The sequence below is a fragment of the Acinetobacter sp. V2 genome (assembly GCF_001188385.1).
Classification (GTDB): domain Bacteria; phylum Pseudomonadota; class Gammaproteobacteria; order Pseudomonadales; family Moraxellaceae; genus Acinetobacter; species Acinetobacter oleivorans.
The window spans coordinates 350,625-357,162 of sequence record NZ_JZFB01000002.1; the positions used below are offsets into that span (position 1 = coordinate 350,625).

The 6,538-nt window shown below is 41.3% G+C and carries 7 protein-coding genes; 4 read left to right on the top strand and 3 right to left on the bottom strand.

Annotation, left to right across the window (positions count from 1 at the left end; all coding sequences use genetic code 11):
* On the top strand, positions 1–370 hold a 370-nt coding region (locus UC75_RS21135), incomplete at its 5' end, for a solute carrier family 23 protein (RefSeq protein WP_322842892.1).
* 121 nt (positions 371–491) lie between these two features.
* The gene (locus UC75_RS10455) at positions 492–1,217 is read left to right on the top strand and encodes an outer membrane protein OmpK (RefSeq protein WP_049837539.1); all 726 of its coding nucleotides are present in this window, start codon (positions 492–494) and stop codon (positions 1,215–1,217) included.
* Positions 1,218–1,269: 52 nt separating this feature from the next.
* Here UC75_RS10455 and hpxO read toward each other — a convergent pair whose 3' ends face one another.
* On the bottom strand, positions 1,270–2,427 hold the full coding sequence (gene hpxO / locus UC75_RS10460; protein WP_049837540.1) for an FAD-dependent urate hydroxylase HpxO: 1,158 nt from the start codon (positions 2,425–2,427) through the stop codon (positions 1,270–1,272).
* Positions 2,428–2,626: 199 nt separating this feature from the next.
* Here hpxO and alc point away from each other — a divergent pair, with 199 nt between their 5' ends.
* Positions 2,627–3,637 carry an allantoicase gene (gene alc, locus UC75_RS10465; RefSeq protein ID WP_049837541.1) on the top strand — a complete coding sequence of 337 codons (1,011 nt, stop codon included), beginning with the start codon at positions 2,627–2,629 and terminating at the stop codon, positions 3,635–3,637.
* Positions 3,634–4,137, top strand: a complete 504-nt coding sequence (locus UC75_RS10470) for an ureidoglycolate lyase (protein WP_049837542.1) — start codon at positions 3,634–3,636, stop codon at positions 4,135–4,137. Before alc ends, UC75_RS10470 begins: the two co-directional genes overlap by 4 nt.
* 122 nt (positions 4,138–4,259) lie before the next feature.
* Here UC75_RS10470 and parE read toward each other — a convergent pair whose 3' ends face one another.
* Together parE and UC75_RS21140 are read right to left on the bottom strand one after the other, a co-directional pair.
* Complete coding sequence (parE, locus tag UC75_RS10475) at positions 4,260–6,143, bottom strand: DNA topoisomerase IV subunit B (RefSeq protein ID WP_049837543.1); 1,884 nt, start codon at positions 6,141–6,143, stop codon at positions 4,260–4,262.
* Positions 6,144–6,157: 14 nt separating this feature from the next.
* The coding region (locus tag UC75_RS21140; RefSeq protein ID WP_228137267.1) for a YqiA/YcfP family alpha/beta fold hydrolase at positions 6,158–6,538 on the bottom strand (381 nt) is incomplete at its 5' end.

Consider the following 6,538-nt stretch of genomic DNA (forward strand, 5'->3'; position numbering starts at 1 on the left):
TTTGGGCCTACTCCCCATTATGGGTCGTTTGATTGCCGCGATTCCAATGCCCGTACTTGGTGGTGCAGGTTTGGTCTTGTTTGGGTCGGTCGCAGCGAGTGGAATTCGCACTTTGGCAAAAATAGATTATAACGATCAGAAAAATTTGATTATTGTCGCGACCGCTTTGTCAGCAGGAATGATCCCAATTATTAACCATGAATTTTATGCTCATTTTCCAGTTTGGGTACAAACTTTGTTCCATTCGGGCATTAGTTCAACATGTATCTTTGCTATCTTGTTGAATTTATTATTTAATCATTTACCCTCATTTCGCAGCTCGCGTACCCCACATTTAAGCCAAACAATAAACACAAGAAATACTCATTAAAGATTTAGTTTTTAGCGCCCCACTTCGGTGGGCTTTTTTTTAACCGTTGATCAAATTTGGCTTCATTTTTGCTTAAGACCCTGTATCCTTAGCGTGCTTTATTTGGGGGGAGATCATTTAAATGCAATTAAAGCAACTTGCGGCGACTTGTGCCTTGTTATCTGCAACTGCCATGGTTCAGGCAAAACCAATCTGGCAAGATTTTAGTGTGACTGGACTTTATGGTGAAAACTATGAAGTTGTAGATGACAAAGAAACCACAATTACTTTGGAATATGCAGCGAAAGTTAAATACGCTGATGTGTTTTTCTTTATGGACCGCATGCGCGGTGAAGATGACCACAAGAGTACTTACTTTGAGTTATCACCACGTTTAAGCTTAGGCGAAGTGTCTGGTAAAAAACTGGCGTATGGTCCAATTAAAGATGTTTTAATTAGTACCACTTGGGAAAGTAACAGTGAAAACGGCAATAACTTCGACAACTTCCTTTATGGTTTTGCAGTTGACTTAGATATCCCATATTTCCAATATGCGAATTTAAACTTCTACCGCGCGAATAATGAGAAAACTGACGACGATTATCAAATGACATTCGTTTACGGCGTTCCATTAAAATTAGGATCTGAAGATTTCTTGGTAGATGGTTTCCTTGACTGGTCAACTGCTGAAGGCGACCATGCCAGCGAGTTGAACTGGACAACTCAGTGGAAATGGAATGTAGGTAAACACATTTCTCCTGATACACGTCTATACCTCGGTATTGAGCACTCTGTATGGAATAATAAATTTGGTTTACAAGGCCGAGATGAAAATAACGTCAGTGCTTTGGTTAAATACCACTTCTAAAATTATGATTTAGAAGATTAAACAGCAAGGAAAATTCCTTGCTGTTTTTGTTTTAATCGAGTGGATTACCTACAATATTGCTAATAATCCCCTGCATAATATGTCCGCCTTGTTCACGGCGTAATTCTGCATACCACGCTTGTGTAACGCTTTCATCTTTCATATGAGTCACATCACAGCGTTTACGCGCACGAAGTACCAATTCATTGGCACGTTCATTGCGCTTGTTTTGATAGCGACGTAAAGCATCTTCGACACCTAAAGTGTTAATTTGCAGAGAACGCGCTAAATAAATCGCATCTTCCATCGCTTGGCAACCGCCTTGACCAATATCAGGTGTGGTGCTGTGTGCTGCATCACCCAAAATCACCACACGACCTTTATAAAACTGAGTAAACGGTTCAATGTCATGGATTTCTACCCGATTGGTCTTTTGCGGGTCTAAGCGCTCAATGAGTTGCTGTACGGGCAAACACCAATCAGCAAAATATTGTTTTAAAAGTTTTTTATAATCATCTCGATTATTGTCTAAACCTGCTGGCAAAGGCACATCTAAAAAGAAATAGAACTTGCCATCTGCAACTGGCATTAAAGAAGCTCGCTTGCCTTCCCCCACATAAGTCGTCCATTGCTGAGCTGGGGCTAAATCTTCAGATATTTCAACCAAGCCATTCCAGTTCACATAACCCGCATAACGGCGCTGTACTTGTTGGCCCAAAACATAGGTCCGTGTAAGTGAGTGAGTACCGTCAGCCCCAATTAATAGATCAGCCTGCGTTGAGCTGCCATCTGCAAAATGGACCTCAACATAATCCGCTTTGTCTTCAAGGTTGACCATTTTTTTGCCTAAATAAATCTGATCTCTACCAAATTCATCCATCAGCATATTTTGTAAATCGGCACGTGCAACTGGATAAGGTCTTTGGCCTACTTCTTCAATTAATGGTAGTAAACTGAATTGTGTCATCACATCTCCAGTTAGACCATCCACATAGGCCAAATCATCCATTTGTCCACCAAGTTTGGCGATTTTGTCAGTTAATCCCAGATAGTTTAGACATTTGACACCATTCGACCACAGCGAAATTGCAGCACCGACTGGAAGAATCTTTTCAGTTTGCTCAAAAATACGAACTTGGTGACCAAATTTTTTTAATGCAATGCCTGTGGTTAGACCTCCCATTCCCGCACCAATAATCACCACATTCATAACACGCTCCTATAGATATTCACCTATAGAGTGCTTATGCTAAAAACATGCCATCCTTCAAAATTTATTTAGCTTTTCCACAAAACTGGCATGCACCATGCTTATATATTTACGTGTAAAACTCGTCTCAGCACGCTCCGTGTTGGCGCAGTTTTAAATGAAAAATCATGTTTTTAACAAGAAATACGGATAATCCACTATGGCAACATTGCACGCTCCAGCATTTGAACTTCCTGAAATTTTGAATACAAAAACCAATTTGGCAGATGCCCGAATTGGTGCACAAGTCATTGAGTGTTCAGATGATTTCTTTGCAGAAGCAAAGCGTATGCTGCAATTTGATGCACCTATTTTTGTTGAAGATAAATTTGATGACAACGGCAAATGGATGGACGGTTGGGAGACCCGCCGAAAGCGTCATGCAGGTTATGACTGGTGCATTGTGAAGCTTGGTGTAAGTGGAAAAATCAGTGCACTTGATATTGATACCAGCTTTTTCACAGGAAATTATCCTGCATCTGCATCATTAGAAGCATGTTATGCACCAAATAGTGACCTTACAGGGGCAAAATGGGAGAGTCTTTTAGAAAATACGGAACTCGGCCCAAGCCAGCATCATATTTTTATGGTCAATAATGATGCACTTTTCACTCATATACGCCTCAATATTTTCCCAGATGGTGGTATTGCTCGTTTACGTGTCTATGGAGACGTTCAGATTCAGGTGACTGATAGCGAGCAAACTCTCGATTTATTAGCCCTAGAAAATGGTGGCCGTGTAGTTGCCTATAGTGATGCGCACTTTGGACATCCGCGTAATTTGATTAACCCTGGTCGTGGCATCAACATGGGCGATGGATGGGAAACTAAACGCCGCCGAGCTCCAGGTTATGACTGGTGTATTCTTGCGTTGGGTAAAAGCGGGAAAATTGAGAAGCTTGAAATTGATACGGCTCACTTTAAAGGGAACTTCCCTGCCCAAGTATCTATTCAAGCGGTTTACCTTGAAAATGCAACCGATGCACAGTTAATTCCACAAAGTATGTTCTGGTCTTATTTACTTGAAGCTCAACCGATGCAAATGGATCATATTCATGAATATGTGAATGAGATTTTACAGCATGAAAAAATCTCTCATATTCGTATTAACATGATTCCAGATGGTGGTATTAGTCGTGTTCGTTTATGGGGAAAAATTGCCAAGTCATGATCATGAAGAATGTTCAAATTCAGCCTTTAACAATTGAAAACTTTCAGTCCTTCGGAGAGGTCATCTGTTGCGACGGGCATGATTTTTTTCATATTAACGATGCCCACACCGAGCGCTACCATGCGCTCGTTGAAACTGAAATTGAAGGGGAAGCAAAGGCAGGGATTAGTATTTTTCGCAATATTAAGGCCAGTGTGCTACCTCTGGAAATTTCAATGCTAGAGCGTCATCCAAAGGGGTCTCAGGCATTTATTCCATTACAGCTACAAAAGTTTTTAATTATTGTCGCGCCCGCTTTAGACGAGAATACTCCCGACATTTCAAAGCTATGTGCATTTGTTTCAAATGGGAAGCAAAGTATCAATTATCGGGCAGGCACATGGCATCATCCTTTGCTTACCTTTGAGGCACCAAGTGATTTTGCAGTGGTAGATCGAATTGGAGGTGGAGCGAATTGTGATGTTTTTCAATTTCCACAGGTTATAAAAATTACCGCCTAAACTAAAATATACAGATCTGTCTATTTTAGTTTAATGGCAGAAACCTTTGTGGTGATTTCCAACAACTTAGGTTTATATAAAAAATCCCCGCCTATTGAGCGGGGATTTTTTTTAATTCTATTTTAAACAGTAATATCAGCTAGGTTACCCTTCTGCTCAAGCCACTGCTTACGATCTGCTGAACGTTTTTTGGCAAGCAATTTATCGAGTAAACCAGCTGTTAGATGGGCATCATCTAGATCGAGCTGAACTAAACGACGCGTGTTTGGGTCCATGGTCGTTTCACGTAGCTGAATCGCGTTCATCTCACCCAATCCTTTGAATCGGGTAATTTGCGGATTACGATTGCCTTTAACATTTTTCAAAATGGCTTCAAGTTCATCATCATCAAGCGCGTAATAGACATCTTTACCAATATCGATACGGAACAATGGTGGCATTGCCACATACAAATGCCCTTCTTCAACCAATGTTGGAAAGTGTTTAACGAATAAAGCGCAAAGCAAAGTCGCAATGTGTAAACCATCCGAGTCAGCATCGGCCAAAATACAGATTTTGCCATAGCGTAGTTCTGATAAATCATCACTACCAGGGTCTACACCAATGGCAATCGCAATATCGTGAACCTCTTGAGAAGCCAAAACCTCATCAGAAGAAACTTCCCATGTGTTTAAGATTTTTCCACGAATTGGCATGATAGCCTGAAAGTTTTTATCACGCGCTTGCTTGGCACTACCGCCCGCAGAGTCACCCTCGACAATGAATAACTCACTGTCTTCACGCGTTTGTCCCACACAGTCTGCCAATTTACCCGGTAAAGCAGGGCCGGAAACAATCTTTTTACGTTCGACTTTCTTTGCTGCTTTTAAACGACGGCCAGCTTTAGAAATCGCCATTTCTGCCAGTTGCATGGCAATTTCAGCATGTTGGTTTAGCCAGAGTGCGAAGGCATCTTTAGCAATATTTAAAACAATATTGGATGCTTCCCGACTAGAAAGACGCTCTTTGGTTTGACCTGAAAACTGTGGTTCTTGGAACTTGAGTGACAAAATATAGTTCACTCCATCCCAAACATCTTCTGCCGAAAGTTTGAGGTTACGTGGCAATAAGTTACGCAGCTCACAGAACTCACGTAACGCCTCAGTTACACCTGAACGTAAACCATTCACATGAGTACCGCCTTGCGCGGTTGGAATCAGGTTGACGTAACTTTCTTGAACCTGCTCACCGCCTTCCACATTCCAGCAAATCGCAAATTCACATGCCGCACGGTCTGCCTGACCATTACTCACAAAAGCGGGATTTGGCAAAATTTCACGGTCTTGTAATTCATCCATCAAATAATCGACGAGGCCATTTTCAAATTGCCATTCGATTTTTTCATCGTTAATTTGATCGATATAGATAATTTTTAAACCAGCCGCTAAAACAGCTTTGGCTTTTAAATTGTGTTTAAGTGCTTTTAAAGCAAATTTTGGACTATCAAAATATTTCGCTTCCGGCCAAAAATGTACCGTTGTACCTGTCGCGCGTTTTGGAGCTTTACCTTCGAGAACGGCTAAAGGTGCTACGGGTTCACCTTGCTCAAAGGCCATTTGATATAGGTTACCCTGACGTTGAACTTCGACCTCAACACGTGTTGATAAAGCGTTTACAACTGAAATTCCCACACCATGCAAACCACCTGAAAACTGGTAGTTATCGGTACTGAATTTACCACCCGCATGGAGCTTGGTCAGAATGATTTCGATACCACTTTGGCCATATTCAGGATGAATATCCACTGGCATACCACGGCCGTTATCTTCAACAGACAATGAACCATCTTTATAAACTGTGACACATATTTTGTCGGCATGACCAGCTAATGCTTCATCAACAGCATTATCAATAACTTCTTGGGCTAAATGGTTAGGTCGAGTCGTATCGGTATACATTCCTGGACGACGACGAACAGGGTCTAAACCAGAAAGGACTTCAAGCGATTGAGCCGTATATTGTGTCACGTTGTACGTTTTCCTTATTTGATGGTGTGCGCAAAGAATTCGATCACTAACGGTAATTTTTCTTCAAAATCTTCCATAGCATGATTGCCATGAGCATCCGTCAAAATCAATGAGGATGGCGTTGCAGCACTATAATAGCGTTGTGCTTGACGATAATCCAAAATTTCGTCGCCTTGTTGCAACAAGACGAGTATTTTGTCAGCATTTTCAGGTTGTTTCAGTTCCAGTTGTTGTAATTGTCGCAACTGAATATGATCAATTGACCATTGATCATTCACCACATAGGGCATGCTTTCAACTTGGAATAACTCATCAAACAACTTCCATGGTTGCATAGCAGGGTTAATCAGTACAGCCGGAATATTATATTTCGCGACAAAATATGTCGCAAAAAA